Raw genomic sequence first — 24,410 nt, 5'->3', positions numbered from 1 at the left:
GCTCCTATCGCTTTGGCCGGAGCGGCGAGGTTTTCCACGTTGTCCGCACGGTGGCATGCGCTTGCGGCGTGCGGCCCCCTCGGAACACGCGCGCATCAGTCAATTGACCTGCCGCGGGCGCCCTCCTAAAACTCCGCCGACATTGAAGAATTTGGCCGGACCGCGGCATTCAGGGAGAACAACGATGCGTGACGTCTTTATCTGCGATGCCGTGCGGACCCCGATCGGCCGTTTCGGCGGGTCGCTCGCCAAGGTGCGCGCCGACGATCTGGCCGCCGCCCCCATCAAGGCGCTGATGGCAAAACACCCCAATCTCGACTGGGCGCAGGTGGATGAAGTGTTCTTCGGCTGCGCCAACCAGGCCGGCGAGGACAACCGCAACGTCGCGCGCATGGCGCTGCTGCTGGCGGGCCTGCCGGATTCGGTTCCCGGCCAGACCCTGAACCGGCTCTGCGCCTCGGGCCTTGATGCAGTCGGCGCCGCGGGCCGCGCCATCCGCGCCGGCGAGATCGAGCTCGCCATCGCAGGCGGCGTCGAGTCGATGACGCGCGCACCCTTCGTGATGGGCAAGGCGCAGGAAGCCTTCTCGCGCTCCGCCGAAATCTTCGACACCACCATCGGCTGGCGCTTCATCAATCCGCTGCTGAAGGCGCAGTACGGCGTCGATGCCATGCCGGAGACCGGCGAAAACGTCGCCGAGGAATTCCAGGTTTCGCGCGCCGATCAGGACGCCTTCGCCATCCGCTCGCAGCAGCGTGCGGGTGCGGCGATCGCGGCAGGCTATTTCGCCGAGGAGATCACGCCGATCACCATTCCCGGCGGCAAGGCTGGCCCCATCACGGTCGACAAGGACGAGCATCCGCGTCCCGAGACCACGCTGGAAGGTCTCGCCAAGCTGAAGCCGATCGTGCGCAATCCCGGCACGGTGACGGCCGGCAACGCCTCCGGCGTCAATGACGGCGCCGCCGCCATGATCCTGGCCTCGGAAGCCGCGGTGAAGAAGCACGGCCTGACGCCGCGGGCCCGCATCCTCGGGCTCGCCTCGGCCGGCGTGCCGCCGCGCATCATGGGCATCGGCCCGGTGCCGGCCACCCGCAAGCTGATGGAGCGGCTCGGCAAGAAGATCAGCGATTTCGACCTGATCGAGCTGAACGAAGCCTTCGCCTCGCAGGGTATCGCCTGCCTGCGCCAGCTCGGCGTCAAGGACGATGCCGATTTCGTCAATCCGCATGGCGGCGCCATCGCGCTCGGCCATCCGCTAGGCATGAGCGGCGCCCGCCTCGCGCTCACCGCGGTGCACGGCATGGAAAAGCGCGGCGGCAAGCTCGCGCTCGCCACCATGTGCGTCGGCGTCGGTCAGGGCGTCGCGGTCGCGATCGAGAAGCTGAACTGACGGGACGCGCAGCGTCCCGTCATCCCGGGCGGTGCACTTGCACCGACCCGGGATCTCGAGATTCCGGGTTCAGCCCTGCGGGATACCCCGGAATGACAGCTTCGAGAAGCCGCGAAACCCGCTTCCCCAAATTAGTTATATCCTATAATGATCGGCGAAGCGTTGACCGGCCAGACCACAATGGCCGGGGAGGAGTTCGCCATGGCATTCATCTATCCCACTGATAGCAACAAGGCGCATCCGCTGCCGCTGTCGCCCGACTACAAGAGCTCGATCAAGCGCGCGCCGAGCAAGCCCTTGATTCCGATGCGCCACACGTTGTCGGAGCTGACCGGTCCGGTCTACGGGCACGAGACCGTGCGCGAGGGCGACAACGATCTCACCACCCAGCACAGCGGCGAGCCGCTCGGCGAGCGCATCATCGTGCACGGCCATGTGCGCGACGAGGACGGCCGTGGCGTGCCGAATTCATTGATCGAGATCTGGCAGGCCAATTCCTGCGGCCGCTACGTGCATGTCCGCGACCAGCATCCGGCGCCGCTGGATCCGAATTTCACCGGCGCGGGCCGCACCGTGAGCGATGCTTCCGGCTATTATCGCTTCGTCACCATCAAGCCCGGCGCCTACCCCTGGGGCAATCACCACAATGCCTGGCGCCCCGCGCACATCCACCTTTCGGTCTTCGGCTATTCCTTCGTCACCCGCCTCGTGACGCAGATGTACTTCCCGAACGATCCCTTGTTCCCGTTCGACCCGATCTTCAACTCGGTGCCGGACGAGAAGGCGCGCGCGCGGATGGTCTCGTCGTTCGATCTCGAGAACACGAAGCCCGAATGGGCGCTGTGCTACCGCTTCGACATCGTGCTGCGCGGCAAGAACGCCACACCCATGGAGAGCCATTAAGTGCAAGAGTCTGTGAAATCCAACGGGATCACCCCCTCGCAGACGGTCGGTCCGTTCTTCAAATACGGCCTGACGCCGAACGGCGAATACGCCTGGAACGACGCGTTCACCAACTCGACCCTGACCCCCGACGTGTCGGGCGCCCGCATCCGCATCGAGGGTCGCGTGTTCGATGGCGACGGCGTTGCCGTGCCGGATTGCATGCTGGAGATCTGGCAGCCGGATGCGCAGGGACGCTTCGCCGACCCGCAGGACAAGCGTGCGCTGCCGAATGCGAGTTTCCGCGGCTTTGCCCGCTGCGGCACCGACAAGGACGGCAACTACGCCTTCGACACCATCAAGCCGGGCGTGGTGCCGGATCCCGACGGCAAGCCGCAGGCGCCGCACATCCTGCTTGCGGTGTTCGGCCGCGGCATGCTGCGGCATCTCTACACCCGCATCTATTTCAGCGACGAGGCCGGCAACGCGGCCGATCCCGTGCTGGCGCTGGTGCCGACTGACCGCCGCGCCACGCTGACCGCGGTGCGCGAGGCCGGCAAGGCGGTTTACCGGCTCGACCTGCGGCTCCAGGGCGACGACGAGACAGTGTTCTTCGAGGTCTGAGCGAATCGAATATGTGCCGACGGCGCCAGGTCGTCGGCACCACGTTTCTTATCCAGCGCAACCGCGGTCGGCGCTGCCTTGCATCGGGCCTGATCGTCTCCATGGTCGCCTGTGCGTCAGTCCCACTGACCCAAATCCGATTGATCGACGCTCAATTCCCGCAGCGTTTCGGAGGCTTTCTTTCGGAGACTTTCCCGCAGGGCAATCCCGTATTTACCATATTGATCTAGGCTCCTCGCGGTTTCAGCGCGCGCCCTGGATTATTTCATGAAGATTCGTCTGTCATTGTCGGCCGCGATCGTCGCTTTCGGGATCGTCCTTGCCATCGGCTTTACTGCGGTTGTTTCCACCAGCCTCTATGCGCTGCGCGAGCTCAAGGTCGGCGGCCCGCTCTATTCCGGCATCAAGCTCGGCAACGACCTGATCGCCGACATCCTGCCGCCGCCGGAATATGTCATCGAGGCCTATCTCGAGGCGACGCTGGCCATGCGCGAGCCGGACCAGCTGGCCGCCCATGGCGAGCGCCTGGTCCAGCTCCGAAAGGACTACGACGAGCGCAAGGCGTTCTGGGTCTCCTCCAGCCTCTCGGCCGACCTCAAGACCGCGCTGGTGTCGAAGTCCGATGCGGAGGTGCAGAAATTCTGGAAGGCGTCCGACCAGCTCATGCCGGCCCTCAAGGCCAGGGACGCAGCTGCGTCCGAGCGCGCTTATGCGCAGCTCAAGGATGCCTATACCGCGCATCGCGCCGTCATCGACAGCATCGTCGAGAACGCCAACAAGCAGAATGCCGCCATGGAGAAGCTGGCCGCGGACCGCGACAGCTCCATCCTCTATATCCTCCTCGGCGTCTCCGCCGCCGTTCTCGCCTTCATCGCTGCGGGCCTGCTCGGTGTTGCCCTCGGGGTGGTCCGTCCGATCGTGCGCATGACGGACACGATGCAGAAGCTCGCGACCGGCGATCTCGCCGCCGACATTCCGTTTGCGCACCGCCAGGACGAGGTCGGCTCGATGGCGGGTGCGCTTCTGGTGTTCAAGCAGGCGGCGGTCGAGAATTCCCGTCTGCGCGAGGAACAGTTGCGGCAGGAGCAGGAGGCGGCGTTTGCCAAGCGCTCCGCCCTGCACCAGATGGCCGAAACCGTCGAGCGCGAGACCGGCCGCTCGGTCGACACCGCGACCGCGGCGACGCAAGGCGTCGAGCGGGCCGCCTCCGGCCTGTCGGAGATCGCGAAATCGCTCTCTGCGCAGTCGCAGGCGGTCGCGGCGGCCTCCACGCAGGCCCTCGGCAGCTCGCAGGCCGTCTCGGCCGCAGCCGAAGAATTGAGCACCTCGATCCGCGAGATCGCAAGCCAGGTCGCACGCACCAGCACCGTCACCAAATCGGCGGTCGCCGGCCGCGAGCAGGCGCGTTCGACCATCCAGGCGCTGGCCGGGTCGGTGAAGAAGATCGCCGAGGTCTCCGATCTCATCGGCGGCATCGCGGGCCAGACCAACCTCCTCGCGCTCAACGCGACGATCGAGGCGGCGCGCGCCGGCGAAGCCGGCCGCGGCTTCGCGGTGGTCGCCGCCGAGGTGAAATCCCTGTCCGACCAGACCGCCAAATCCACCGAGGAGATCGGGCGGCTGATTGCGGAGATCCAGGCCTCGACGCAGGCCGCGGTCGATTCCGTCGAGGCCATGGGGGGCCACATCATCGAGATCGACGGCGTGGCGACCTCGGTCGCCGCCGCGATGGAAGAGCAGGACGCCGCGACGCGGGAGATCACGCGGTCGATTTCCGAATCCGCCTCCGCGGCGAAGGAGGTCTCGGCCAAGATCGGCGATGTCAGCCGCGACGCCGCCTCCGTCAACCAGCGCGCCGCGGACGTCAGGCAGGCGATCGCCGGGATGGCGGCCAATCTCGAACAGCTGCGGTCGGTCGTGGTGCGCACCGTGCGCGACTCGACGGCGGCGGCTTGAGCCCGGCATCAGCTCCGCCGCTGGTGCCCGGCAGTGTGATCGTGCAGTATGGCGCGGGACAGGGGCATCGTGGTTCATGACACCTCCACAATTGCCGGCGGTCGTTGAGCCCGCCCGACTGACGGCCGCGCTGCGCCGGGGCGGCGTGCTGGACGCCGGCGCGGTGCGCGAAGTGAAGGTGCTGCATCAGCGCGACACCGTCGTGTCGCATATCATCCGTCTCGGCCTGCGTTATGTCGGCGAATCCGCCGGCGCCCCGCAGTCGCTGATCCTCAAGATGCCCAATTCCGCCTTCGCCGAGCGCCTCGCCAATGGCGGCCGGCGCGAGGTGGACTACTACATGCAGCTCGCACCGAGAATGCCGCCGGGACTCGTGCCACGATGCTTCGACGGACATTTCGACGAGCAGAGCCTTGCCTGGCATCTTCTGCTCGAAGATCTCACCGACAGCCATGCGACCGCGACCCAATGGCCGCTGCCGCCGTCGCGCGGTCAGGCGGTCGCGATCGTCACGACGCTCGCGCGTTGGCATGCGGCATGGTGGGACCATCCCGATCTTGGTGACACCGTCGGCACGCTGGCGAGCGCCGAGGACAGCGCGCAGCGTATGGAGACCTTTGCCGGCCATTACGATCGTTTCGCCGATCTGCTCGGTGATCGGCTCAGCGAACAACGGCGCATTCTCTACCGCCGTCTCATCGATCAGTCGGAACCGCTATCCCAGCGCTACCATTCGCGCCGTCATCTCAGCATCACCCATGACGACGCTCATATCTGGAATTTCCTGCTGCCGCGCGCGGGCGTTGCCGATACCGTGCGCATCTTCGATTTCGATCTTTGGAGCATCAACGTTCCGACTCACGACCTCGCCTATATGATGGCCATGCATTGGTATCCGGAACGCCGGCAGGCACTCGAACGCCCGCTGCTCAATGTCTACCACGATACGTTGATCGAAAGCGGCATCACCGGCTATACGCGCGGCGCGCTCGATCGCGACTATCGCTGGGCGGTGCTCTGGCAGATCACGAGGCCGGTCTGGCAGTGGAGCATCGACATCCCGCGGGTAATCTGGTGGAACAATCTGGAGCGGGTGTTTGCGGCGGTGGACGATTTGGGCTGCGAGGAGCTGTTGGGGTGATCTCTCGTGCCCCGGACGCAGCGCATCGCTATGCGCTGCGTCCGGGACACGAGATCGCGCGAAGTCGACTCTACTCCATCACCGCGTGCTCCGGCCCGGCCGCCTGCTTGCGCAGCGTGGCCTTGGTCGAGCCGATCAGGAAAGCGAGCGGGATGGTGCAGAGGATGAAGACCATCACCAGCTGGTAGTCGTGCGCGAAGGCAATGATCTGCGCCTGCACGCTGACCATCCTGTCGGCCATGGCGCGGCCGACGTCGGTGGACAGATTGATCATGCCGCTGACGCTGGGCATCTGCAGCGCGTGGTTGAACGGATTGACGTGCTCGGAGAGGATCGCATAGGTCCGCCGCGTGCCCTGCGTCAGCTCGGCGATGACGACGGAAATGCCGACCGAGCTCGCGACGTTGCGCAAGAGGGTCAGCATCGCAGTGCCGTCGGTGCGCAGCTCGTTCGACAGCGTCAGGAACGCCACGGTCGAGAGCGGCACGAAGACGAGGCCGAAGCCGAAGCCCTGGATGACGCTGACGGTGACGATCTCCGGCACCTGGGTCAGGTCGGTCCAGCCGGTCATCTGGAACAGCGAGCCCGCCGTCAGCGTCAGGCCGGAGATGATCAGCGTGCGCGCCTCGAAATAACGCATCATGCGGCCGACCAGCATCATCGCGAAGAAGGTGCCGATGCCGCGGCTCGCCAACAGCAAGCCGGCGGTGATGATGGGATAGCCGATCACGTTCTGCATGTAGGGCGAGGCCAGCGCCATGGTCGAGAACAGCACGAGCCCCATCACGATCATGAACACGCAGCCGGTGACGAAGTTGCGATCCCGAAACAGCGCGAAGCGGATGAACGGGGTCGAAGTCGTGAAGGAGTGCGCGAGGAAGAAATAGAAGGCGACGGCCGAGACGATGAACTCCGCCAGGATCTCGCCCGATTCGAGCCAGCCCAGTTGCTCGCCGCGGTCGAGCGCGAGCTGCAGCGACCCGATCGCGATCGCCAGCGCGGCGAAGCCGAACCAGTCGAATTTGAGGCTGAGGTCCTTCCTGGTCTCGTCCATGAAGAGGATCAGCCCGAGCACGGTGATCGCGCCGAACGGCAGATTGACGAAGAACACCCAGTGCCAGGAATAGGTCTCGGTGAGCCAGGCACCCAGGGACGGCCCCATGATCGGGCCCATCATCACGCCCATGCCCCAGATCGACATCGCCTTGGCGCGCTCCTGGAGCGTGTAATAGTCGAGCATGACCGATTGTGACAACGGCACCAAAGCGGCCCCGAACACGCCTTGCAGCAGGCGGAACAGCACCATCTGGTTGATGTCCTGCGCGAGGCCGCACAGCACCGAGGCCATGGTGAAGCCGGCCGAGCAGATGATGAAGATGCGCTTGCGGCCGAAACGGTTGGCGATCCAGCCCACCGGCGCCGTCATGATCGCCGCGGCAACGATGTAGGAGGTCAGCACCCAGTTGATCTGGTCCTGCGAGGCCGACAGCGTGCCCTGCATGTATGGCAGGGCGACGTTGGCGATGGTGGTGTCCAGCGCCTGCATGACGGTCGCGGTCATCGCGCAGATCGTCACCATGTTCCGGCGCAGGCCGGGGACCATCAGGCTGGCATTGGCGTCGGACATCGGATCAGGCCTTGTCGCAGTCTCTTAGTCTTGGTCGTTGTCGTGGTCTTTGTCCTGGCCCGCGGTCGCCGACAGGCCGAACAGGCTGGCCAGCGAGCGCTTGTGGCCGGTGTCGATGGTGGCATAGACGCTCATGCCGGCTTTCAGCTTCCGCACATATTTGTCGGTTTCGTCGAAATAGATCCGGATCGGCACACGCTGCACCACCTTGACGAAGTTGCCGGTGGCATTCTGTGGCGGCAGGATCGCGAATTGCGCGCCGGTGCCCGGCGAGAGCGAGCCGATCTTGCCCTTGAAGACGTGGTTCGGGAACGCGTCGACCTCGAGCGTCACGGGTTGTCCTTCGGTGACGTAGGTGAGGTCGCTCTCCTTCGGGTTGGCGTCGACCCAGGGATGGGCGACGTCGATGATGGTGAATACCGGCGTGCCGGCGGCGACGTAGCGGCCGAGCTGGATCTGCTCGACCTGCGTCGCCACGCCGCCCATCGAGGCGCGCACCACGGCGTGGTCGAGATTGCGTTCGGCATTGTCGAGCTTGGCCTTGGCCTCCGCATAGGCCGGGAATTTTTCCAGCGGCAGGTCGGGATCGCCGAGTAGCTGGGTCTTCGCCGTCGAGAGCTGCTGCCTGACATATTGCGCGATGGACCCGGACGTGACCAGCGCGTTCGCTGCGTTGTCGAGGTCGAGCTGCGAGCCGTAATTGTTCTTCACCAGCGCCTGCTTGCGCTCGACGTCGCGCTGCTTCAGGTCGACGCCCTGCTGGGCGAGGTTGAGCATGTCGCCGTAGATCTTGATGTTGGCGCGGAGATTGTCATAAGTCGTCTGCGCCTGCGTCAGCTGTGCTCTGGCCTCGTCCACCGCGAGGCGGAACGGCACGGGGTCGATCTCGAACAGCACGTCGCCCTGCTTGACGAGCTGGCCCTCCTTCACGACCACCTTCTGGATCTTGCCGGAGATGTCCGGCGTCACCAGCACCTTCTGCGCGCCGACATAGGCGTCGTCAGTGCCGACATAGCGTCCGCCATTGAGATAGAGGGTGAGGCCGCCGATGGCGACGACGACCGGCAGCACGACCAGCAGCAGGAAACGGCGATAGCGGCGCAGGCCCGCCACCAGGCGGCGGCGCGGATCGGCGCCGGCCTTCTTCGTCGGCTTGCCGCCCTCGCTCTTCTGCTCGGGCTGGAACTTGAGAACCTGATCAGCCATAGCGCTGCTCCTTACGCGCTTGTTCCGCGCCGCTGGCCTGGATCGCGGTCCGCACGTTTTCCTTGATGGTTTCGAGCTGGGTGAGGAGACGGTGGGCCTCCGCCGGATTGATGCCGTCGAGCGCGTTGGCGGTGATCTCGGACCTGAGCCCGGTCATCCGGCCGAGCAGCTGCCGGCCGGCCTTCTTCAGGTAGAGGCGCTTGACGCGGCGGTCCGAGGCGTCGTTGCGCCGTTCGAGCCAGTCGTTGTCGCAGAGCTTGTCGATCATGCGCGTCAGCGTGATCGGCTGCACCTCGAGCAGTTCGGCGAGCTCCGACTGCTTCATGCCCTCGCTGCGTTCCACCTTCGCCAGCACGGCCCATTGCGCGCGGGTGATGCCGAACCGCGAGGCCTCCTTGTCGGCATAGACGCGCAGCAGGCGGTAGAGCTCTGCGAGCGTGAACAGGAAGTTCTGGTCGACAGACCCACGGGTCATGAGCTTGGTCTCCAATAAGCAGGACATATCATAAGCAAGCTTATGATTATTTCATGGCGGATTAGCGGGTGGCTGTCCCGCAGCGCGGGCATGGCTGGCAGCCGTTTGCAGTGTCGTGCTTTGGGTTCCCGGGCCGAAATGCTAAAAGGTCGGCCGCATGACCCTCGCAAACCCGGTATTTCCCGCGCCCGATCACGATCACCGCCGCTGCACCGCGGATGCGCTCGCGCATGCCGAGGCGGTGTGCGAGCAGCGCGCGCAGAAATTCACGCCAATTCGCCGTCAGGTGCTGGGCGCGCTGCTCTCCAGCCATCGCCCGCTCGGCGCCTATGAGGTGATCGACGAGCTCGCCAAGTCGATGGCGCGGCCGGCCCCGATCACGGTCTATCGCGCCCTCGATTTCCTGATGGCCAACGGCCTCGTGCATCGCATCGAGAGCCGCAATGCCTATCTCGCCTGCGCCGCCCATGATCACGATGCGACATCGGCTGTGGCGTTCCTGATCTGCGAGCGCTGTGGCCTCGTCGGCGAGATCCCGTCGGCGTCCTTTGCCGGGGATCTCAACGCGGCCGCGCGCGCCTCGGGCTTCGCTCCCAAATTGTCCGTGGTGGAGATCACGGGCGTCTGCACCCATTGTCAGAAGACTGCATAGACCAACAACGGCGCAAAGCCGGTATTCGGGAAGAAATGTCCTCAGCTCAAATCGTGCCCTCCGCCGCACGCCCCCTCAGTGCCGGCGCCATTGCCCTGATGCTCATGCTGTGCCTGACTTGGGGGTTCAACCAGATCGCGGTGAAGCTGGTGCTGCCGGACATTCCGCCGATGCTCCAGGCCACCATCCGCTCGATGGGCGCGCTGCCGGTGCTGTTCATCATCGGCACCCTGCGTGGCGTCAATTTCTTCGAACGCGACGGCACCTGGAAGCCCGGCCTGATCGCCGGGCTGATGTTCGGCATCGAGTTCATACTGATCTTCCAGGGGCTGCGCTTCACGTCTGCTTCGCGTGCGGTGGTGTTCCTCTACACGGCGCCGTTCTTCGTCGCGCTCGGCTCCTACCAAGTGCTTGGCGAGCGTCTTGGCGGCTCGCAATGGCTGGGATTGGCCATCAGCTTTGCCGGCGTCGCCCTCGCGATCGGCGTGCCGCAGCCCAATGTCGATTCGCATGTTCTGCTCGGCGATCTCATGATCGTCGGTGGCGCCGCGCTGTGGGCCGCGACGACGCTGGTCGCCAAGGGCACGCGGCTGCGCTTCGCCGCGCCCGAGAAGGCGCTGGGCTATCAGGTCGCCACCTCGATCCCGATCCTGGGGATGGCGGCCTGGCTGTTTGGCGAATCGATCACGCACATGCCGGCGCCGCTATCGCTCGGCTTGATGGCGTTCCAGGCGATCTGGGTGGTGGGAACCACGTTCACGCTTTGGTTTGCGCTGGTGAAGGCCTATTCGGCCAGCAAATTGTCGGCTTTTACCTTCATCACCCCTTTGTTTGGCGTGGTCGGTAGCTATTTCATCATGCACGACACCTTGAGCCTGACGTTCGGGGCCGCCGCGGTCCTTGTAATTGCTGGGCTTTTTCTGGTTAACCGTCCGAGCCAAGCGGCTGCGGCGCCGCGTGATGCATTGCTGAACGTCACCAAAACCTGATATTTGGACCCCATGAACAAGCTCGAAAATCCCCTCGATTCCGACGTCGCGGGCCCGGCGCCCCGGCACCGGACCACCCAGGTCAAGGTCGGCAACGTCGCCGTTGGCGGCGGTGCGCCGATCGTCGTGCAGTCGATGACCAACACCGACACCGCCGACATCGACGGTACCATCGCCCAGGTCGCAGCGCTCGCGCGCGCCGGCTCCGAAATGGTCCGCATCACCGTGGACCGTGAGGAGGCCGCTGCCGCCGTTCCGCACATCCGCGACGGCCTCGCCAAGCGCGGCATCACGACGCCCCTGATCGGCGACTTCCATTATATCGGCCACAAGCTACTCGCGGCCTATCCGGCCTGCGCCGAGGCGCTGGCGAAATACCGCATCAATCCCGGCAATGTCGGCTTCAAGGATAAGCGCGACACCCAGTTCGCCGACATCATCGAGATCGCAAACAAGAACAACAAGCCGGTCCGCATCGGTGCCAATTGGGGCTCGCTCGACCAGGAGCTTTTGACCAAGCTGATGGACGAGAATGCCGCGTCGGCCAACCCGCGCGACGTGCGCGCGGTGACGCGCGAGGCCATGGTGCAGTCCGCACTGCTCTCGGCCGCGCGCGCCGAAGAACTCGGCATGCCCAAGGACCGCATCATCCTCTCCGCAAAGGTCTCGGCGGTGCAGGATCTCATCGCGGTCTACCAGGATCTCGCCTCGCGCTCCGACTACGCCATCCATCTCGGCCTGACCGAGGCCGGCATGGGCTCGAAGGGCATCGTGGCGTCCTCGGCCGCGCTCGGCATCCTGCTGCAGCAGGGCATCGGCGACACCATCCGCATCTCGCTGACGCCGGAGCCCGGCGGCGACCGTACCCGCGAGGTGCAGGTCGGCCAGGAGCTCTTGCAGACCATGGGCTTCCGCACCTTCGTGCCGCTGGTTGCGGCCTGCCCCGGCTGCGGCCGCACCACCTCGACCACATTCCAGGAACTGGCGCGCTCGATCCAGGATTTCATCCGCGACGAGATGCCGACCTGGAAGACGAAGTACCCTGGTGTCGAGGAGCTCAACGTCGCGGTGATGGGCTGCATCGTCAACGGCCCCGGCGAGTCCAAGCATGCCAATATCGGCATCTCCTTGCCGGGCACCGGCGAAGCCCCGGCCGCGCCTGTCTTCGTCGACGGCAAGAAGTTCCGCACGCTGCGCGGGCCGACCATCTCTGCCGACTTCAAGGCGCTGGTGATCGACTACATCGACCAGCGCTACGGGCAGGGCACCAAGGTGCCGGCGCCCGCGGCGGAGTGATTTCGCTCCGCTAGCGCCCCATGCTCCGCTGTCGTTCCGCCTTCGCTGGAACGACGGTTGTGTTTGCAGTGCAGATTGCACATCCATCACTGCACGCTACCATGCTCCCAATCAACAACGATCGGGAGACACGCCATGAGCTCACTCGCCGGCAAGCAGGGTCCGCGCTATCGCCACACGGCTGAAGACGGCGCACCATACGAGACGCTTCAGGTCGAAAAGCTCACCCCCATCATCGGCGCGGAAATCTCGGGCGTCGATATCGGCGCGCTCGTCGAGGGAGATGGCCGCTCCAACCGGCAGATGGACGAAATTCACCGCGCGCTTGCCGAAAACCTCGTCATCTTCTTCCGCGACCAGCACATCACGCCTCAGCAGCATCTCGCCTTCGGACGCAAGTTCGGCGAGCTGCATTTTCATCCCGCCGCGCCGCACGAGGATGAAGACCCCGCCTTGATGAAAATCTACGCCGACAAGAATTCGCCGCGCGCCAATGGCGAGGGTTGGCATTCCGACGTGTCCTGCGATCTCGAGCCGCCGATGGGCTCGATCCTTTACATCAGGCAATGCCCGCCACGCGGCGGCGACACGCTGTTCGCCAACATGTACGCGGCCTACGACGCGCTGTCGGACCGCATGAAGGCCTATCTCGACGGGCTCACCGCGCTGCACGATGGCGAGCCCATCTATCGCGGGCTCTACGCCAATTACGGTGTCGCCGATCGTCCGTCCTATCCGCATGCCGAGCATCCTGTGGTGCGCACGCATCCGGTCACGGGCAGGAAGGCGCTCTACGTCAACCGCGGCTTCACCCGCCACATCAACGGCATCCCGCGCGACGAGAGCGATGCGATGCTGGCTTATCTCTACCAGCACGCCGAGAACCCGCTGTTCCAGTGCCGCTTCCGCTGGACCGAGAACGCCATCGCCTTCTGGGACAACCGCTGCACCCAGCACCGCGCGATGTGGGACTACTGGCCGCACACGCGCTCGGGCACGCGCGTGACGGTGAAGGGAGAGCGGCCGGTTTGATCCGCTGCGTCCGGGACACGAGATCATCCTCGCGTTGACGTTCTCCCGCTCTCGCGCCAATCTTCCCGAAAACAAATCAGGGGGATTTCCATGCTCCGCGCAGAGGACAATAAATTCCTGACCGAGTCCGGCCCAGGGGCCGGCATGGGTGAATTGTTGCTCCGCTTCTGGATGCCTGTCCTGCTCTCGAAAGATCTCCCCGAGCAGGGCAAGCCGCCGCAAGCTGCGCATCAGGACCGCTATGCGCGCGCTCCGGTGCCTGCATGAAGGACCTGCCGGCCGTGATGTTGGAACGGTTCGGCGACGTTGCTGGCTTCGCCGGCCGTCCCGGGATCGCAGCAGTGGAGTAGCACTTGGGTCGGCCGCGGAGCTTCATCGTCGGGCTGGTCGCGTCGATCTTGCTGTCGCCGCTGGCGACTGTTGCGAGCAGCGAGGCCGTCGCCGCGCGAAGGGTTGCAAGCCCCAAGGCCAAGCCGAAGTTGTCGGCAAAGTGCGAGATGCCGAGGTTTCGGATCGTCGTGGACGTCGGGCACACCCCGGACTCCTACGGCGCGCTGAGCGCGCGCAATGATCCTGAGTTCGGCTTCAACTTCCGCCTCGCCAGGCTGATCACGGCGAAGCTCAGGTCCGAAGGCTTTGCCGAAACCCGCCTGCTCGTCACGGACGGCAAGGCGCGGCCGAGCCTGTTCAAGCGCGTCGGCGCTGCCAACGAAGGCCGGACCGATCTATTCCTGTCGGTCCATCACGATTCGGTGCCGGACAAGCTGCTCGAGACCTGGGAGTTCGACGGCGCAAAGAGCTATTTCAGCGACCGTTTTTCGGGGCACTCGCTGTTCGTGTCGCGGCAGAATCCGTACTTCGCCACCAGCCTGATGCTGGCCCGGATGATCGGCAGGCAGTTGAAGGAGCAGGGGCTGCGCTATGCCAGCCAGTACACCCTGCCGGTGATGGGCCGCTACCGGCGCCAGCTGCTCGACAAGGACGTCGGCGTCTATCGCTATGACGGGCTCATCGTGCTGTCGCGGACGAGGAGCGCCGCCGTGCTGATCGAGGCCGGCTCGATCATCAATCGCGACGAGGAAATGGAGATGAACTCGGCGGAGCGGCACGAAGCGGTCGCTGGAGCCGTGGCAGTTGCGATGAGGGAGTTTTGCGAGAGGCGGTAGCGAGTTCGGCTATTTCGCGTTGGCCATTGCGGGCGCAGCCAAGCAATCCAGGCTCTTCGCGGAAGGACTCTCGATTGCATCGCTGCGCTCGTAATGACGAAAAGCTACAGCGGCATTCTCCGATACTCCCGGTTCGCCAGACTTGCCTCCTCCAGATCCAAATCACGTTCGATTCGCCGCCGCGTTTCGTCGGTGATCTGGCCCTCGCGCAGGAGGTTGTGGATGAATTTTCTTTCGGCGGCGATCAGCTCGCGGGTCAGCGCGGTACCGGCGGCGGAGACGTCGTGGTGGTTGGGATCGAGCGAGTCCGGGAGCTGGTTGACGCGGATATCGTGTCGTGCGCGCATCAGCCGCATTACTTCTTCGGATACTTCCTTCTGCGCGGTGAGTACGTCGAGCGATTTCAGCGCGGCATCGAGCGCCTGGCGCCGGGCGGCGATCTCGGCCTCGTGCTCGGCGGCATGCTCGTGGCGGCCGGCCTCGGCGACGCCGAGCCAGCGCACGACCGGCGGCAGCGTCAGGCCGACGCCGATCAACGTGACGAAGATGACACCGAAGGCGACGAACAGGATCAGGTCGCGATACGGAAAGGCCTCGCCATCAGGCAGCGTGAACGGCAGCGCCAGCGCGGCCGCCAGCGACACGGCGCCACGCACGCCGGTGAAGGCGAGCACGAACGGCCATTGCCACGGCGGCGACGGGTCGCGCTTGCGCAGCGACTTGCTGAGCATCCGCGGCAGGTAGGTCGCGGGGTAGAGCCAGGCGAAGCGCGCGATCACGACGATGACCAGGACCACTGCCGTCGCGATGAGAATGTCGTCGAGCGGGAAGGACTTCGACTTCTCGTAGAGCGCGCGCATCTGGAAGCCGGTGAGCAGGAACAGCATGCCCTCGATCAGATAGATCACCAGATCCCAGAAGAAGATGCCTTGCAGGCGCGTTGCCGACGAGATCAGCAGCGGCCCGTTCCAGCTCACGTAGAGGCCGCAGGCGACGGTCGCGATCACGCCGGAGCCGCCGACATGCTCGGGCAGCCAGTAGGAGACGTAGGGTGTGATCAGCGACAATGTCAGCTCGACCTGCGGGTCCCCCGACCATTTGCGGAAGCGTAAGGAGAGCCAGCCGACGCCGATGCCGAAGGCGATCTCGCTGGCGACGATCAGGAGGAACTCGCCGGCCGCGAGCGGCAGCGAGAAATGTCCGACCATGATCGCGGCGAGCGCAAAGCGGTAGAGGATCAGCGCAGTGGCGTCATTGGCCAGCCCTTCACCCTCGAGGATGACCAGGAGCCGGCGCGGCATGTTGAGCCGGCGCGCGATCGCGAGCGGCGCCACCACGTCGGGCGGCGCAACGATGGCTCCCAGCAGGAAGGCGACGGTCCAGGGCAGGCCGATCATGTAGTGCGTGGCAGCCGCCACCATCGCCGCGGTGAAGATCACCGCGCCGACCGCGAGCAGCACGATCGGGCGTAAATTGTTCCTGAACTCGCGCCAGCTCATGGCGACGCTCGCCGAGTAGATCAGCGGCGGCAGGACCATCAAGAGAACCAGTTCCGGCGGCAGCTCGACCGGCGGCATGCCCGGCACGAAGGCCAGGCCGACGCCGGCCAGCATCAGCAGAATGGCCGGGGCGACGTTGAAGCGGCGCGCGGCCAGCGCCACGCCCGCCAGCACGGCAAGCAGGATGAGAAAAGTCTGAAATTTCGCTTCCATGATGGCCTGTCTTGACCCGGAAGCGCGCGCGAGGTCAATGCGGCAATGCTCACGTCAGCTGGCCGGCGACCATCCGTCCAATCTGCGCAAATAAAGTCGCGATCTGCGCCGCATTCGGCGCGCCGCCCTGGGTATAGGCCGCGATCAGGATCGGCGCGTCCGGCTTCGGCCAGACGACCGCGATATCGCCCGACGCATCCTTGCCGTTATTGCCCGTCTTGTCGCCGATCTTCCAGCTCGCCGGCAGGCCACCACGCAGCCGGTTTGCACCGGTCTTGCAATTCACCATCCAGTCGGTGAGCTGGAGGCGCGATTGCGCCGACAAGGCCTCGCCCAGCACCAGCCGCCGCAGATTGCCCGCCATCGCCGCGGGTGTCGTGGTGTCGCGGGGATCGCCGGGCCGTGAGCGGTTGAGCTCTGGCTCGTTGTGGTCGAGCCGCGAGGTGGTATCTCCGAGCGATCGCCAGAATGCAGTCAGCGCGGCGGGCCCGCCGATCCGCGCCAGCAGCAGATTGGCGCAGGTGTTGTCGCTGAGCTCGACGATCGCCTTGCACATCTCGCCGACCGACATCTTGCCGGCCGCGAGATTTTGCCTGGCGACCGGGGCGTAATCAAGCAGGTCGGCCTTGCCGTAAGGGATCATGGCCGCAAGCTGCTCCTCGCCGCGATCGACCCGCGCCAGCACGCAGGCCGCAAGCGAGGCCTTGAATGTCGAGCACATGACGAAGCGCTCGTCGGCGCGCCAGGCGAGTTTCTTGCCGGTCGCAAGATTCTCCGCATAGAGCCCGATGCGCCCGCCACTGCCGCGCTCATAGGCTTCGAGTTCGGCCGGCGCCTCCGCGGCGAGCGCGGGAGAAGCGGCGATCCAGCACAGGGAGGCGAGCAGGGAGCGGCGATCGATAAGCATGAAAGACCTTTGGCGTGGGTCAGACGGGTAGGGATGTAGCGGACGCTTTATCCGCACAGTCATTGCGAGCGGAGCGAAGCAATCCAGTCGGCCTCCCCGGCGAGATTCTGGATTGCTTCGCTTCGCTCGCAATGACGAATGGAGAACGAGTGCGACAGATTTCGGGCAGCGGAAGATCGGGAGGGCTCACTCCCTCAGGTCGTACCTGTACGATTTCGACACGATCTGCCAGCCGTCGGCGAGCTTCATCGCCACCAGATAGTCGGTGAAATAGCGCGGTGGCAGCTGGCAGCGCACCTTGATGAAGGCGGTCTTGTCGTCGGACCGGTCGATGGTGACGACGAAATCCTCGCGCGGCTTGCCCTCGGCTCTGGCCGAGGCGCGCTTGCGGACGCGATCGAGCCAGTCGGGTACGGTCAGAACCTGGAGTTCGCCCTTCTCGACCCAGCGCAGATCGGCGGAGGGATGGAAGATGGCGCCGAGCTTTTCGGCGTCGCCCTCATAGAGCCCGTCAAAATAGGATTGCACGACGGCTTCGACGCTCGACCGGTCCTGGTTCATTGGTCATTCCTCTGCATGATGGCGCGGGGCGAACTTAGTCGTATAAGTCAAAATGCGCTATGGGTCTGTGAGCCGTTTGCGCGAAGGCAATCGTCATGACCGGATCAGACAATTCGAACGCTCGTATCCTCGCCGGCGAATGCTATTGCCGCGCTGTGCGCTTTGAAGTGGCGGATGCGTTCTCCTATGCGATGAACTGCCACTGCTCGAACTGCCGTCGCACCACCGGAGCCGCCTTCAAGCCGTTCGCGGGCATCGCGCAAGACAAGCTCCGCATCGTCCGGGGAGAGGACCAGCGGATGATTTTCGGCGACGATACTACCCATGATGCGCATTGTGCCCGCTGCGGCTCGCTGCTCTATTCCAGGGTGCGTGAAGGACAATGGGTTCATGTCGCCATGGGCACTCTGGTCGACGCCCCCTCGATCCGGCCAAGCGCCCATATTTTCGTCGGCTCGAAGGCACCGTGGCACGAGATTACGGACAATCTGCCGCAATATCGGGGGCACATCGGGGTTGTCTGAGGGAGCCCCGGACCGCGCCTCCGTCGACGAACCGCGACCGCGAAGCGCGACGAGCGTCCCGCACGGCAGCGTCGTCAGTCCGGCGGGGCGGCGGGCGGCTATGGTGCCGCTGCCGGCATTGCTGCTGCTGGCGCCGGCCGCGCGACGAGTGGCGGGCAGGTCTACTGCAACAACACCGGTTGTCGTCCGGTCCATCGCGGTTGCCGTCTCGAATATCGCGGCGGCGGCGGCCCCGGCAACGACCCCAACGCCGAGGTGTGTTACTGACCGCTACTTTCTGGATCGTCCCGGCGAGGGCCGGGACGATGGATTATTTCGAGATCGCGCTCGCCGCGATGTTCACCGTCAGCGCCAGCAACGCCGTGTTGTAGATAAAGGACACGATGCCGTGCGCCGTCGCGGTGCGGCGAATGGTCTTGTCGGTGATGCCGACGTCGGAGACCTGCGCAGTCATGCCGATCACGAAGGAGAAATAGACGAAATCCCAATAGTCGGCATGGTCTTCCTTGTCGCCGCTCGGAAACTGAAGGCCACCTGCCGTACCGTCGCGATAATAATCATGCGCGTAGTGCAGCGCGAAGGTCGTGTGCACCGCAGCCCATGACAGCACGATGGTGATGATCGCGATCGTCAGATCCAGGCCGCCGCGCTGCGGCGTGCCCAGCTCGGAGACGATTGCCGCGATGCTGGCGAAGGCACCGGTGGCGGTGACGAGCAGGATCACGAACCGGCCGTCGTCCTGCATCGCAGCGGCGCGACGGATGTGCTGGTGGTCGTTGCAGAGCATCATCGCATAGACCAGCACGAGATAGACCGCGATCAGCGCGTCCCATCCGAACAGGAGCCGCGTCACCAGCCGGGGCGTGCCCGGCACAAGCAGGCAGACGAGGATGCCGACAACGAGCGCAATGAACGTCCGCGGCCGTGCATAGAGCAGCCGCATCGGCCGCGACATCTGGCGGAAGCGGACAAGAGCGGGATCCTCTTTGCCGCGGGCCGCCATCGGCGCGCGTCAGTTCTTCCGCTCGGCGACGAATCGCGCGGCGGCCTGCAGCACGACGGCGCGGTCGCCGAAGATCGACACTGCGTTGTCCGCGCGCGCGAGCAAGTCGCGTACGCGCTGCTTGGCGCCTTCGATGCCGAGCTGGGTGACGAAGGTGGTCTTGCCGAGCGCTGCGTCCTGGCCGGAAGGCTTGCCGAGCGCGGCCGCATCGCCTTCGACATCGAGCAGATCGTCGGCGATCTGGAAGGCTTCGCCGAGCGCGCGCCCGTAATCGTCGAGCGCCTGATATTCCTTTTGCGAGGCCTGGCCGAGGATCGCGCCGGCGATGCAGCCGTAGCGCAGCAGCGCGCCGGTCTTCATCTGCTGAATGCGGGCGACATCGATCGGCTCGTTGCCGCCGAAGCGGCCTTCGCCGGCGAGGTCGAGGATCTGGCCGCCGACCATGCCGCCGATGCCGGCGCAGCGCGCCAAAGCGCGCGTCAGCAGCAGCCGCACATTGGCGTCGCGATGGATCTCGTCGCGGGTGATGATGTCGAAGGCGAGCGTCAGCAGGCCGTCGCCGGCGAGGATCGCGGTCGCGTCATCGGTCTTCTTGTGCAGGGTGGGGCGGCCGCGGCGCAGGTCCGAATTGTCCATCGCCGGCAGGTCGTCATGGATGAGCGAATAGCAGTGGATGCATTCGAGCGCCGCGCCGGCGAGCAGGGCCGCCTCGCGCGGCACGCCAAACACGGCGGCGCTTTCGACCACCAGGAACGGCCGCAGACGCTTGCCGCCATTCAGGCTCGAATAGCGCATTGCGTCCATCAGTCGCTTGGGCCGGGCGATCTCGTCGTGCAGGATGTCGTCCGACAATAGCCGCCCGAGCAGGGCCTCGGTGTCATCAGCGGTCTTGTCCAGACGTTTGGCGAAATCGGACGGGGACGTGCCGGTCATCAAGAAGGGCTCCAGAACTAAAATTCGGCCGGACAATCCTTTATGCGCCCGCGCCAGTCAATCGTTTGGAAGGGCTAAAAAGTGCTGGAAAAGGCCCGAATTATCACAGACTTAATGGCTCAGCCGTGGGCCTCGTTTCATTTTGCGCCGGAAAGGTCGACTTGCGCATCGTCAAAATCCTTCTCCTGGTGCTCGTGGTCGCGGCTCTCGCGCCCTATGTGATCGCGCCGTTCTACCGCACCGGCCATCCGGTTTCGACGCTGATGGCCTGGCGTTCGCTCCGGGGCGCGCCGATGCAGCGGACGTGGATCGATCTGGCTGACATGTCGCCCTATCTGCCGCGCGCCGTGGTGGCGGCCGAGGATGCCCATTTCTGCAAGCATCACGGCATCGATTGGGGCGCGTTGCGCGAGGCGATCGACGATGCGCAGGAGGATGGCACGCCGTTCCGGGGCGCCTCCACGATCACCCAGCAGGTGGCGAAAAACCTGTTCCTCTGGCAGGGACGGGATTTCGTTCGCAAGGCGCTGGAATTCCCGCTGGCGCTTTGGATCGATCTCGTCCTGCCCAAGCCGCGGATCCTGGAGATTTACCTCAACATCGCCGAGTTCGGTCCGCAGGGCCAGTTTGGCGTCGAGGCGGGCAGCGCCTATGCCTTTGGCAAATCGGCCGCCAGCCTCTCCCCGCGGGAGGCAGCCCTTCTGGCCTCGATCCTGCCGAATCCGGTCAAACGCAGCGCCAGGACCCCCGGGCCGGGCGTCCGGCGGCTGGCGGCAACCTATATGGCGCGGGGGCAGGCGAGCTCGCTTGCGACCTGCTGGCCCGAAAATCGCTGATTCTTGGCCCATTCCGGGCGCATTTTCCGGCCCAAGAGCCTAGCTTTACGGCCAGCCTTCCTCTATAAGCGCGGCCTTGATCGGCATTCAGCTCGCCTCGTATTGCGGGTGCTGAGCCGTCCCTCCGCGGACGATGCCCTGATGACACCAATCCCTAGAGGATATTGAAATGGCCGTTCCGAGAAGAAAAACCTCGCCGTCGCGCCGTGGCATGCGCCGCTCGGCTGACGCCATCAAGAAGCCGACCTATGTGGAAGACAAGGACTCCGGCGAACTCCGTCGTCCGCACCATCTCGACCTCAAGACCGGCATGTACAAGGGCCGTCAGGTCCTGAAGAAGAAAGAGTCCTGAAGGCAGGACCTTTCCTCAGGCGGGATGATTGAACCCGCGTGATTTCGGCCACCCCATGAGCTAGACGGTGACGGCGGCGGAGCAAATGCTTCGCCGCTGCATTGTTCTGTCCGGATATCTTGATCGAGAAGGCATCTCGCCGATGGTCGGTTTCCCGCTGCTTCTGATTCCGCTCGCGGTCTACAACATCATCGCCTTCCTGATGCCCAGCGTGTCCTTCTCGGACGTGCTGTTCAATGTGCCGATGATCACGGGCGAGAGCTGGCCGGTCACGCTCGCCGATCTGCTGCTCGCGCTCGGCGTGGTTCTGCTGCTGCTCGAGGTGGTCAAGGGCGCGCGGCCGGGCTCGAAATTCCTGATGGATCATTTGCTGTCGCTGATCGTCTTCGGGGCGGCCGCAGCCGAATTCGTGATGTGGCCCAAATTCGGCAACTCCACCTTTTTCCTGCTGGTGCTGCTGGCGATGGCCGACTTCCTTGCCGGCATTGCCCAGCGCACGCGTCACCGCGTCACCTATGTCGCCGAGACGACGGTGCCGGCGCCACGCAAGGCCAAGCGCAGGGGTGAAGCGCCGGCGGATGACGCGGAGGCCGCCTCCAGGTTCGAGCCGGTGATTGCGCCACAGCCGGCGCCGGTGGCGCCGCCCGCACCCTCGGCGCAATCCGTCGCCGAATCCGTGCTGATGGATCATCCTGCGCCAAAGCCGGTGCAGGGCTCACCCTCGCCGGAAATTTCCTCGCCCCATCTTCAGCCGGGCAACGGCTCGCCGTCGTCCCCTGACGCGCCGCCACGCTGACCGAGCGCGTCGACCTCTTCCGCAGACGGGGAGAGGCGCAGCGCAGGTGAGGCGACAATTGTCCTTAGGCTGGGTTACGCCACCTGCCGCGTCCGTGCGCTGACGCTTCCCAATGGCCGCTTGCTGCCATAGGCCGTCCTCGCGTCTTCGGAAGAGGCCCGGCGGAGCCGGCTGGTCTGGGACAGATGTTCGGCGTTGGCGATGAGCTGGGTGACGAAGCTCGGATCGGGGCGGGGCAGCGGTGCCTTGTGGACCCACTGCAACGTCGGCATCAGCGGCACCAGGGCTGTGCCTGCGCCGTTCTCAGCCGCGTCCGATCGATCGGTACTCAACATCGCAATCACCGTTGATCCGGCGAGATTGTCGCGTTTCGGGACGCAGGCGCCGGTGCGAGTCCTGTACTCGCAAGGCCTATGCCGCCCGGGCCGGTTTGGTTCCCCACGTCCGGGAAACGTGGTTTCCAAATTGTTTATCAACTTTGCCTAGGGTCGGGGGCGAATCTGGCTCTATCCTGTGCCGGATCAGGACTTCTCCACTGTCCCAGAACGAGGCGATTTTGACTCCCGCATTGCCGCAAGCCTCCGACATCCTCGCCGCGCTCGGCCAGGCCGTGTTCGCCTGGGACATCGCCAGCGATGCCATCGTCTGGGGTGAGCAGGTCGCCAGCATTTTTCCCGGCATCCCGGCCGAGCAGCTCGCGACCGGCGCCGAATTCGCCAAGCTGATCGAGCCCGCGCAAACGCTGCGGACCGCAGCCCTGGCGCAGACCTCCGCCGTGCACGGCGCCGGCGGTACGCCTTACCGGGTCGAGTACGGCGTGCGCATGAGCGCCTCCGATCCGGTGATCTGGGTCGAGGAGACCGGCCGCTGGTTCGCGGGCCCCGATGGTCGCCCCACACGTGCGATCGGCTCCGTCCGCATCAACAATGAGCGCCACGCCCGCGACGAGGAACTGGCCAAGCTGGCCCGGCTCGATCCCCTGACCGGCGAGCTCAACCGCTCCCATCTGCTGGCGGCACTGGCCGAGGCAATCGAGGAGACGACCCGCTTTCGCTCGACCGCGGCCTTCATGCTGGTCGGCATCGATCATCTCGCCCGCGTCAACGACGCCTTCGGCTTCGACGTCGCCGACGCCGTGATCCTGGATGTCGCCAGGCGCATTCGCTCGCGCCTGCGCGGCGGCGACGTGCTCGGGCGCTTCTCCGGCAACAAGTTCGGCCTGATCCTGAAGAACTGTACCGTGGACGACATGAACGTCGCCGCCGAGCGTTTCCTCACCGGCATCCGCGACGAGGTGGTGCCGACGAAATCCGGCCCGGTCTCGGTCACCGCCTCGATCGGCGCGGTCAGCCTGCCGCGCTACGCCCGCAATACCGATGAAGCGGTCAACCGCGCCCATGAAACGCTGGATGCCGCCAAGCGCCGCCGCGCCGGCTCGTTCGCCGCGTGGCGCCCGGATGCCGCGCGCGACGCGCAGCGCCGGGTCAACATCCGCGTCACCGACGAGATCGTCACCGCGCTGAACGAACGCCGTATCAAGCTTGCCTATGAGCCGGTGGTCTCCGCCAGCTCGCGCGAACGCGCCTTCCACGAGTGCCTGGTGCGGATGGACCAGGGCGATGGCCAGGTGCTGCTCGCGCCCGATATCGTGCCGGTCGCCGAGCGGCTCGGCCTGATCCGCCTGGTGGACCACCGCGTGCTCGAGCTCGTGGTCGCCGAGCTCGCCGCTGCGCCCAACATCTGCCTCAGCCTCAACATCTCGCCTGATACGACGATGGATCCGGACTGGTGGGCCGGGATCGAGTCGCTGATGCTGGCGCATCCCGGTGTTGCCGAGCGCCTGATCGTCGAGATCACGGAGACGGTCGCGATCCAGGACATCGACGACGTCCGCGGCTTCGTCACGCGGCTGAAGAATTTCGGCAGCCGCATCGCCATCGACGATTTCGGCGCCGGCTACACCTCGTTCCGAAACCTGCGCAAGCTCGGCGTCGACATCGTGAAGATCGACGGCGCCTTCGTGCAGAACGTCACCCGCTCGGCCGACGACCGCGCCTTCGTGCAGACCCTGATCGACCTCGCCCGCCGCCTCGACATCAAGACGGTCGCCGAATGGGTGCAGGACGAGGAAGCCGCAGGTATGCTGCGTGAGTGGGGCTGCGACTACATCCAGGGCCGCCTGATCGGGCTCGCCTCAGCCGAGCGTCCCTGGGGTACGTCCCCGGACAGCGCACTGCCTGCTGCGAGCTGAGCCGCCGTAGGGTGGGCAAAGGCGCACTTGCGCCGTGCCCACCATCTCTTGAAGCGTCGACGACAGACGTGGGCACGCTTCCGCCTTCGCTCTTCG

General features: G+C 65.3%; 25 protein-coding genes. 16 read left to right on the top strand and 9 right to left on the bottom strand.

Annotation, left to right across the window (positions count from 1 at the left end):
- Nucleotides 1–184: 184 nt before the first annotated feature.
- The 5 genes from pcaF to FJV43_RS15440 all read left to right on the top strand — a co-directional run bounded on the left by pcaF (nt 185) and on the right by FJV43_RS15440 (nt 5,996).
- Entirely contained in the window at nt 185–1,393 is a 1,209-nt protein-coding gene (gene pcaF, locus FJV43_RS15460; RefSeq protein WP_197965409.1) for a 3-oxoadipyl-CoA thiolase, read from the top strand.
- A 201-nt stretch (nt 1,394–1,594) separates the two neighbouring features.
- A complete protein-coding gene (gene pcaH, locus FJV43_RS15455; RefSeq protein WP_239628230.1) occupies nt 1,595–2,296 on the top strand; it encodes a protocatechuate 3,4-dioxygenase subunit beta in 702 nt (233 codons plus the stop codon).
- Nucleotides 2,297–2,899 carry a protocatechuate 3,4-dioxygenase subunit alpha gene (gene pcaG / locus FJV43_RS15450; protein ID WP_239628228.1) on the top strand — a complete coding sequence of 201 codons (603 nt, stop codon included), beginning with the start codon at nt 2,297–2,299 and terminating at the stop codon, nt 2,897–2,899.
- Nucleotides 2,900–3,166: 267 nt separating this feature from the next.
- Nucleotides 3,167–4,855: a methyl-accepting chemotaxis protein gene (locus FJV43_RS15445; RefSeq protein ID WP_239628226.1), complete on the top strand. Its 1,689-nt coding sequence runs from the start codon at nt 3,167–3,169 to the stop codon at nt 4,853–4,855.
- A gap of 76 nt (nt 4,856–4,931) precedes the next feature.
- A complete protein-coding gene (locus FJV43_RS15440) occupies nt 4,932–5,996 on the top strand; it encodes an ecdysteroid 22-kinase family protein (protein ID WP_239628224.1) in 1,065 nt (354 codons plus the stop codon).
- 70 nt (nt 5,997–6,066) lie between these two features.
- On the opposite strand, the gene FJV43_RS15435 is transcribed toward FJV43_RS15440, so the two are convergent.
- The 3 genes from FJV43_RS15435 to FJV43_RS15425 are packed head-to-tail and all read right to left on the bottom strand — an operon-like array spanning nt 6,067 to nt 9,304.
- On the bottom strand, nt 6,067–7,623 hold the full coding sequence (locus FJV43_RS15435; protein WP_239628218.1) for an MDR family MFS transporter: 1,557 nt from the start codon (nt 7,621–7,623) through the stop codon (nt 6,067–6,069).
- Between the two features lie 24 nt (nt 7,624–7,647).
- The gene (locus FJV43_RS15430) at nt 7,648–8,829 is read right to left on the bottom strand and encodes an HlyD family secretion protein (protein ID WP_239628216.1); all 1,182 of its coding nucleotides are present in this window, start codon (nt 8,827–8,829) and stop codon (nt 7,648–7,650) included.
- Nucleotides 8,822–9,304 (bottom strand): MarR family transcriptional regulator, encoded by a 483-nt coding sequence (locus tag FJV43_RS15425; protein ID WP_239628215.1) that lies wholly within the window; start codon nt 9,302–9,304, stop codon nt 8,822–8,824. Before FJV43_RS15425 ends, FJV43_RS15430 begins: the two co-directional genes overlap by 8 nt.
- A 157-nt stretch (nt 9,305–9,461) precedes the next feature.
- On the opposite strand from FJV43_RS15425, the gene FJV43_RS15420 reads away from it, so the two are divergent.
- From FJV43_RS15420 to FJV43_RS15395, 6 genes are all read left to right on the top strand, one after another.
- Nucleotides 9,462–9,956: a transcriptional repressor gene (locus FJV43_RS15420; RefSeq protein ID WP_028176819.1), complete on the top strand. Its 495-nt coding sequence runs from the start codon at nt 9,462–9,464 to the stop codon at nt 9,954–9,956.
- Nucleotides 9,957–9,991: 35 nt separating this feature from the next.
- Nucleotides 9,992–10,945, top strand: coding sequence for a DMT family transporter (locus tag FJV43_RS15415; RefSeq protein ID WP_239628213.1), 954 nt, complete (start codon nt 9,992–9,994; stop codon nt 10,943–10,945).
- 12 nt (nt 10,946–10,957) lie between these two features.
- Entirely contained in the window at nt 10,958–12,241 is a 1,284-nt protein-coding gene (gene ispG, locus FJV43_RS15410; protein WP_239628212.1) for a flavodoxin-dependent (E)-4-hydroxy-3-methylbut-2-enyl-diphosphate synthase, read from the top strand.
- Between the two features lie 135 nt (nt 12,242–12,376).
- Complete coding sequence (locus FJV43_RS15405; RefSeq protein WP_239628210.1) at nt 12,377–13,273, top strand: TauD/TfdA family dioxygenase; 897 nt, start codon at nt 12,377–12,379, stop codon at nt 13,271–13,273.
- Between the two features lie 90 nt (nt 13,274–13,363).
- Entirely contained in the window at nt 13,364–13,540 is a 177-nt protein-coding gene (locus tag FJV43_RS15400; protein WP_239628209.1) for a hypothetical protein, read from the top strand.
- Nucleotides 13,541–13,626: 86 nt separating this feature from the next.
- Nucleotides 13,627–14,439: an N-acetylmuramoyl-L-alanine amidase gene (locus FJV43_RS15395; RefSeq protein ID WP_239628207.1), complete on the top strand. Its 813-nt coding sequence runs from the start codon at nt 13,627–13,629 to the stop codon at nt 14,437–14,439.
- Between the two features lie 104 nt (nt 14,440–14,543).
- On the opposite strand, the gene FJV43_RS15390 is transcribed toward FJV43_RS15395, so the two are convergent.
- From FJV43_RS15390 to FJV43_RS15380, 3 genes are all read right to left on the bottom strand, one after another.
- Nucleotides 14,544–16,151 (bottom strand): Na+/H+ antiporter, encoded by a 1,608-nt coding sequence (locus FJV43_RS15390; RefSeq protein ID WP_239628206.1) that lies wholly within the window; start codon nt 16,149–16,151, stop codon nt 14,544–14,546.
- A gap of 49 nt (nt 16,152–16,200) precedes the next feature.
- The gene (gene bla, locus FJV43_RS15385) at nt 16,201–17,058 is read right to left on the bottom strand and encodes a class A beta-lactamase (protein ID WP_239628204.1); all 858 of its coding nucleotides are present in this window, start codon (nt 17,056–17,058) and stop codon (nt 16,201–16,203) included.
- A gap of 186 nt (nt 17,059–17,244) precedes the next feature.
- Nucleotides 17,245–17,619, bottom strand: coding sequence for a nuclear transport factor 2 family protein (locus FJV43_RS15380; protein WP_239628203.1), 375 nt, complete (start codon nt 17,617–17,619; stop codon nt 17,245–17,247).
- Nucleotides 17,620–17,714: 95 nt separating this feature from the next.
- Here FJV43_RS15380 and FJV43_RS15375 point away from each other — a divergent pair, with 95 nt between their 5' ends.
- Nucleotides 17,715–18,143 carry a GFA family protein gene (locus FJV43_RS15375; protein WP_239628201.1) on the top strand — a complete coding sequence of 143 codons (429 nt, stop codon included), beginning with the start codon at nt 17,715–17,717 and terminating at the stop codon, nt 18,141–18,143.
- Nucleotides 18,144–18,453: 310 nt separating this feature from the next.
- Here FJV43_RS15375 and FJV43_RS15365 read toward each other — a convergent pair whose 3' ends face one another.
- Both FJV43_RS15365 and FJV43_RS15360 read right to left on the bottom strand, forming a co-directional pair.
- Nucleotides 18,454–19,146: a DUF1345 domain-containing protein gene (locus FJV43_RS15365; protein ID WP_239628199.1), complete on the bottom strand. Its 693-nt coding sequence runs from the start codon at nt 19,144–19,146 to the stop codon at nt 18,454–18,456.
- Between the two features lie 9 nt (nt 19,147–19,155).
- Nucleotides 19,156–20,079: a polyprenyl synthetase family protein gene (locus FJV43_RS15360; protein WP_239628198.1), complete on the bottom strand. Its 924-nt coding sequence runs from the start codon at nt 20,077–20,079 to the stop codon at nt 19,156–19,158.
- 161 nt (nt 20,080–20,240) lie between these two features.
- Between FJV43_RS15360 and mtgA the strand changes: the two genes are divergently transcribed.
- The 3 genes from mtgA to FJV43_RS15345 all read left to right on the top strand — a co-directional run bounded on the left by mtgA (nt 20,241) and on the right by FJV43_RS15345 (nt 22,063).
- On the top strand, nt 20,241–20,915 hold the full coding sequence (mtgA, locus tag FJV43_RS15355) for a monofunctional biosynthetic peptidoglycan transglycosylase (protein WP_239628196.1): 675 nt from the start codon (nt 20,241–20,243) through the stop codon (nt 20,913–20,915).
- Between the two features lie 169 nt (nt 20,916–21,084).
- Nucleotides 21,085–21,267, top strand: coding sequence for a 50S ribosomal protein L32 (rpmF, locus tag FJV43_RS15350; RefSeq protein ID WP_007598106.1), 183 nt, complete (start codon nt 21,085–21,087; stop codon nt 21,265–21,267).
- A 142-nt stretch (nt 21,268–21,409) separates the two neighbouring features.
- Complete coding sequence (locus FJV43_RS15345) at nt 21,410–22,063, top strand: hypothetical protein (protein ID WP_239628194.1); 654 nt, start codon at nt 21,410–21,412, stop codon at nt 22,061–22,063.
- Between the two features lie 74 nt (nt 22,064–22,137).
- On the opposite strand, the gene FJV43_RS15340 is transcribed toward FJV43_RS15345, so the two are convergent.
- Entirely contained in the window at nt 22,138–22,398 is a 261-nt protein-coding gene (locus FJV43_RS15340; RefSeq protein ID WP_194390444.1) for a hypothetical protein, read from the bottom strand.
- A 221-nt stretch (nt 22,399–22,619) separates the two neighbouring features.
- Between FJV43_RS15340 and FJV43_RS15335 the strand changes: the two genes are divergently transcribed.
- Nucleotides 22,620–24,314: a bifunctional diguanylate cyclase/phosphodiesterase gene (locus FJV43_RS15335; protein WP_239628190.1), complete on the top strand. Its 1,695-nt coding sequence runs from the start codon at nt 22,620–22,622 to the stop codon at nt 24,312–24,314.
- The last annotated feature ends 96 nt before the right edge of the window (nt 24,315–24,410 follow it).

The organism is Bradyrhizobium sp. I71 (assembly GCF_022354745.1).
GTDB lineage: Bacteria > Pseudomonadota > Alphaproteobacteria > Rhizobiales > Xanthobacteraceae > Bradyrhizobium > Bradyrhizobium liaoningense.
This window is presented reverse-complemented; position numbering and strand designations above follow the sequence as displayed.

Coding starts and splice junctions, on each gene's coding strand:
- FJV43_RS15405 (WP_239628210.1), top strand. CDS start 12,377: ATGAGCTCACTCGCCGGCAAGCAGGGTCCGCGCTATCGCCACACGGCT.
- FJV43_RS15400 (WP_239628209.1), top strand. CDS start 13,364: ATGCTCCGCGCAGAGGACAATAAATTCCTGACCGAGTCCGGCCCAGGG.
- FJV43_RS15425 (WP_239628215.1), bottom strand. CDS start 9,304: ATGACCCGTGGGTCTGTCGACCAGAACTTCCTGTTCACGCTCGCAGAG.
- pcaF (WP_197965409.1), top strand. CDS start 185: ATGCGTGACGTCTTTATCTGCGATGCCGTGCGGACCCCGATCGGCCGT.
- rpmF (WP_007598106.1), top strand. CDS start 21,085: ATGGCCGTTCCGAGAAGAAAAACCTCGCCGTCGCGCCGTGGCATGCGC.
- FJV43_RS15440 (WP_239628224.1), top strand. CDS start 4,932: ATGACACCTCCACAATTGCCGGCGGTCGTTGAGCCCGCCCGACTGACG.
- pcaH (WP_239628230.1), top strand. CDS start 1,595: ATGGCATTCATCTATCCCACTGATAGCAACAAGGCGCATCCGCTGCCG.
- ispG (WP_239628212.1), top strand. CDS start 10,958: ATGAACAAGCTCGAAAATCCCCTCGATTCCGACGTCGCGGGCCCGGCG.
- FJV43_RS15345 (WP_239628194.1), top strand. CDS start 21,410: ATGGTCGGTTTCCCGCTGCTTCTGATTCCGCTCGCGGTCTACAACATC.
- FJV43_RS15420 (WP_028176819.1), top strand. CDS start 9,462: ATGACCCTCGCAAACCCGGTATTTCCCGCGCCCGATCACGATCACCGC.
- FJV43_RS15415 (WP_239628213.1), top strand. CDS start 9,992: ATGTCCTCAGCTCAAATCGTGCCCTCCGCCGCACGCCCCCTCAGTGCC.
- FJV43_RS15365 (WP_239628199.1), bottom strand. CDS start 19,146: ATGGCGGCCCGCGGCAAAGAGGATCCCGCTCTTGTCCGCTTCCGCCAG.
- FJV43_RS15375 (WP_239628201.1), top strand. CDS start 17,715: ATGACCGGATCAGACAATTCGAACGCTCGTATCCTCGCCGGCGAATGC.
- FJV43_RS15380 (WP_239628203.1), bottom strand. CDS start 17,619: ATGAACCAGGACCGGTCGAGCGTCGAAGCCGTCGTGCAATCCTATTTT.
- FJV43_RS15445 (WP_239628226.1), top strand. CDS start 3,167: ATGAAGATTCGTCTGTCATTGTCGGCCGCGATCGTCGCTTTCGGGATC.
- FJV43_RS15360 (WP_239628198.1), bottom strand. CDS start 20,079: ATGACCGGCACGTCCCCGTCCGATTTCGCCAAACGTCTGGACAAGACC.
- FJV43_RS15340 (WP_194390444.1), bottom strand. CDS start 22,398: ATGTTGAGTACCGATCGATCGGACGCGGCTGAGAACGGCGCAGGCACA.
- FJV43_RS15435 (WP_239628218.1), bottom strand. CDS start 7,623: ATGTCCGACGCCAATGCCAGCCTGATGGTCCCCGGCCTGCGCCGGAAC.
- FJV43_RS15430 (WP_239628216.1), bottom strand. CDS start 8,829: ATGGCTGATCAGGTTCTCAAGTTCCAGCCCGAGCAGAAGAGCGAGGGC.
- bla (WP_239628204.1), bottom strand. CDS start 17,058: ATGCTTATCGATCGCCGCTCCCTGCTCGCCTCCCTGTGCTGGATCGCC.
- FJV43_RS15390 (WP_239628206.1), bottom strand. CDS start 16,151: ATGGAAGCGAAATTTCAGACTTTTCTCATCCTGCTTGCCGTGCTGGCG.